This window comes from Desulfovibrio sp., from assembly GCF_019424165.1.
GTDB lineage: Bacteria > Desulfobacterota > Desulfovibrionia > Desulfovibrionales > Desulfovibrionaceae > Desulfovibrio.
Genome location: NZ_JAHZAA010000068.1, coordinates 1 through 3,061, shown reverse-complemented (window position 1 = coordinate 3,061; position 3,061 = coordinate 1). Strand labels below are relative to the sequence as shown.

2 protein-coding genes are annotated in these 3,061 nt (G+C 55.4%); one reads left to right on the top strand and one right to left on the bottom strand.

Annotation, left to right across the window (positions count from 1 at the left end):
• Positions 1-93: 93 nt before the first annotated feature.
• Positions 94-1,098 (bottom strand): formate transporter FocA, encoded by a 1,005-nt coding sequence (locus tag QZ377_RS12555; protein ID WP_291441577.1) that lies wholly within the window; start codon positions 1,096-1,098, stop codon positions 94-96.
• Between the two features lie 596 nt (positions 1,099-1,694).
• Here QZ377_RS12555 and QZ377_RS12550 point away from each other — a divergent pair.
• The coding region (locus QZ377_RS12550) for a radical SAM protein (protein ID WP_291441576.1) at positions 1,695-3,061 on the top strand (1,367 nt) is incomplete at its 3' end.

Sequence of the window (3,061 nt, the reverse complement as noted above, 5' to 3'; positions counted from 1 at the left end):
ACAGGAGCACAGCATTGTCCCGTATCTTCATTGGATAACGCGTTTACCCTGACGTGGTTGAGTCCGGCGCGTTCGGTAATGGGCTTCGGCAGGCTAGTCGGTGGACTGGGTTTGCTTTTGTGCAGCAGTCCTGCCGACGTTCCTGTGGTCGTCACGCCCGCTGCGCAGATAGATCAGCCAGTGGAACATGCCTACAAACACACCGCCGCCAAGGATGTTGCCCAATGTCACAGGGATAAGGTTTTTGAAGATGAAATTCGACCAGGTCAGCACAGATGCGGTATGCGCTGGGTCGGTCAGCCTGGCTGCCACAGCGGGAGGCATCATGTCGTTACACAGGATGCCGATAGGAATCATGAACATGTTTGCTACGCTGTGCTCAAACCCGCAAGCAATGAAAAGACCTACAGGAAACAGGCAGGCGGCCATTTTATCGATCAATGAACGCCCGGAATAGCTCATCCATACGCCAAGGCAGACGAGCAGGTTGCACATCACACCCAAAAAAACGGCTTCAATGAAGGTATGCGTGAGTTTGTTTTCTGTAGTGTTGATATAAAAAACAGCAATATCGCCGCCGGATGCCCACGGGTGCCCGCTCAGCAAAATAAGCGTCACCAAGAAAAGACTACCCACAAAATTTCCTGCGTATACTACTCCCCAGTTCGAAAATAATTGCCCCCAGGTGATTTTGCGGCAGGCGCGCGGAAGAAGCGTCATGGTTGTGGAGGTAAACAGGTCCGCACCCAGAACGATAACAAGCATGAGCCCGAGACTGAACACCAGACCGCCGACTATCTTTCCCGCTCCTGCCGTGTTGGCCACGGCACAGTAAACAAAGCCCAGGCCAATGAACACGCCGGCCATAACGGCAAGCATAAAGGCCTTGGACGCTGATCTGAGCGCTTTGCCTTCCATTATCACCACCGCCTTGTGACACATCTGCTGGGGATTCAGTGCCTCGAAGGGGGAAGGATCATGCATGGCGTTCTCCTTTGCATGGGATACAATGCCCCAATTTATATTTTCTGCACATATCGAAAATCCAATGCTCAAGACCAAAATCCGCTTCAGATTCTTATCGCGCCCTTGAAGCATATGATTTTCAAGCGGTATGCTGAGATACTAAACTTAGGGATGTCATTCCGGCATGCCAGGCGGCAATCACAAACCTGAATGCCCTCTCAAAAGGTGTTTTACCAGCTTTTCAATAAAGATATAGGGGCATTTTTATTTGTCGTCAGGAGGTATGAATTTTCTGTCCACGAAGCTGGAAACCAGAGCGGCTGGCGTCCGCTTAACGGCAGCGCCGTTTGCGAAAGAGAGCATGCATAATGAAAGGGAGATGCCGGGCATCTGCGACATATGAGACGTACAGCAATGGGACGCTCTATAGCCCGAATATTTCCGCGTGAAAAGTAAAATATCTTTGAGGGGATACCTGTAAAAATAAAAAGGCCCAAAACGTGCCGGCGTTTGGGGCCGCAAAAATCAGAAGTCCCATATGAAAGTCCTCACGTTCCCAAAAGCATACCGGTAAAAATTAGTGTCCTCGGTTGGGGGCAAGGCAGACGTGCGCGTTGTCAATCTATATGGGGCAAGTACCTTACCCATGTGCGCATGATATTGACATGCGCCTGGAAGTGGCGTTCCTTTGTCTCAGTACTAGACCAACTCAACTATTGGAATCCGCCATGACCGAAATGGATTTGTTTGCCGACTGCCCCTGTTCCGGCAGTACGCTGCAACGCTTTGTACAGCCGCTCGTCATGTCGTTGCTGGCCCGTGGCCCGTTACACGGGTATGTGCTCATGCAGCGCCTGGGGGCCATGCCGTTCTGGGGGGCATCGCCGCCGGATCAGGCAGGCGTTTACCGGCTGCTCAAGCTTATGGAAAGCAAACACCTGCTTGCCTCTCATGAAGAGAGCGGCCCCACCAGAGGGCGGCGGGTGTTCACGTTGACAGGGCAGGGGCGTGCGTGTCTTGCCCGTTGGGAAACCACGCTGCATGCATATCTGCATACAGTGGGCGGCGTGCTGGCACTGGTACGCGAGGCGAACACTGTGGACCGAAAATTTATGGCACTGGTGGAACGCGTGGCCTCTGACTCCATGCGTGGCATCCTTCCCAGCAGGGAGGACGTGATCATGCTGCTGCATGTGCCGCCCACTTCGCAGGAAGCGACTTTTCTAGGCCGCAGGGCGCGCGAGATGGCCCGTGCCGTTGTGGGCAACAGTGGGCGCGTGTGGAGCGCCATCGGCGTGGATTGCCAGCCGTGCTCAATGAACTGCGGTTTTTGTTCATTTGGCGAAAAATGGGGGCTCGTGCCCGAACCCTTTGAATGGCCCGTTGACCGTATTGTGGAAACGGCCCGAAAATTTGTGGAGCAGGGTGCACGCTGGGTGACTCTGCGTACCACGGAATTTTACAGCCTGCCCAAGCTGCTTGACCTTGTGCGCGACCTGCGACGAAAAGTTCCGGGCAATTATGACGTTGTGGTCAACACGGGCGAATTCGGTCCGGAAGAGGCCAGCGCAATGCGTGCGGCGGGGGTTACGGTTGTCTACCACTCCTTACGATTGGGCGAGGGCTGTACCACCTGTTTCAAGGTTGAGGATCGCCTTGCCACTCTGGCCGCCGTGCGCGATTCCGATATAAGGCTGGCCCATCTGGTGGAACCTGTGGGGCCGGAACACAGCAATGAAGAAATTGCCGATGTGTTGCTGACGGCTCTGGGCCACAAGGCGGCCCTGTGCGGCGTTATGGCGCGGGTCAATGTGCGCGGTACACCCTGCGGCGATGCGGCTCAGGCGGAACTTTCTTCCTTGCGCCTTGCGCAGATAGCGGCAGTAACGCGGCTTGCCGGTGGCGTGCAGACTCCTGATATTTGCGTGCACCCGCCCACGCCCGAGGCCCTGGCCTGGGGGGCCAATGTGCTGGTGGTGGAGTCCGGCGCAGTGCCGCGAGCCGATATGGAAAGTCCGGAGGAATGGCGAGATTTCACCGTACGGGATGCTTTGGGCATGCTGCTTGAAGCCGGATATGACCCCGGCGGCGATTG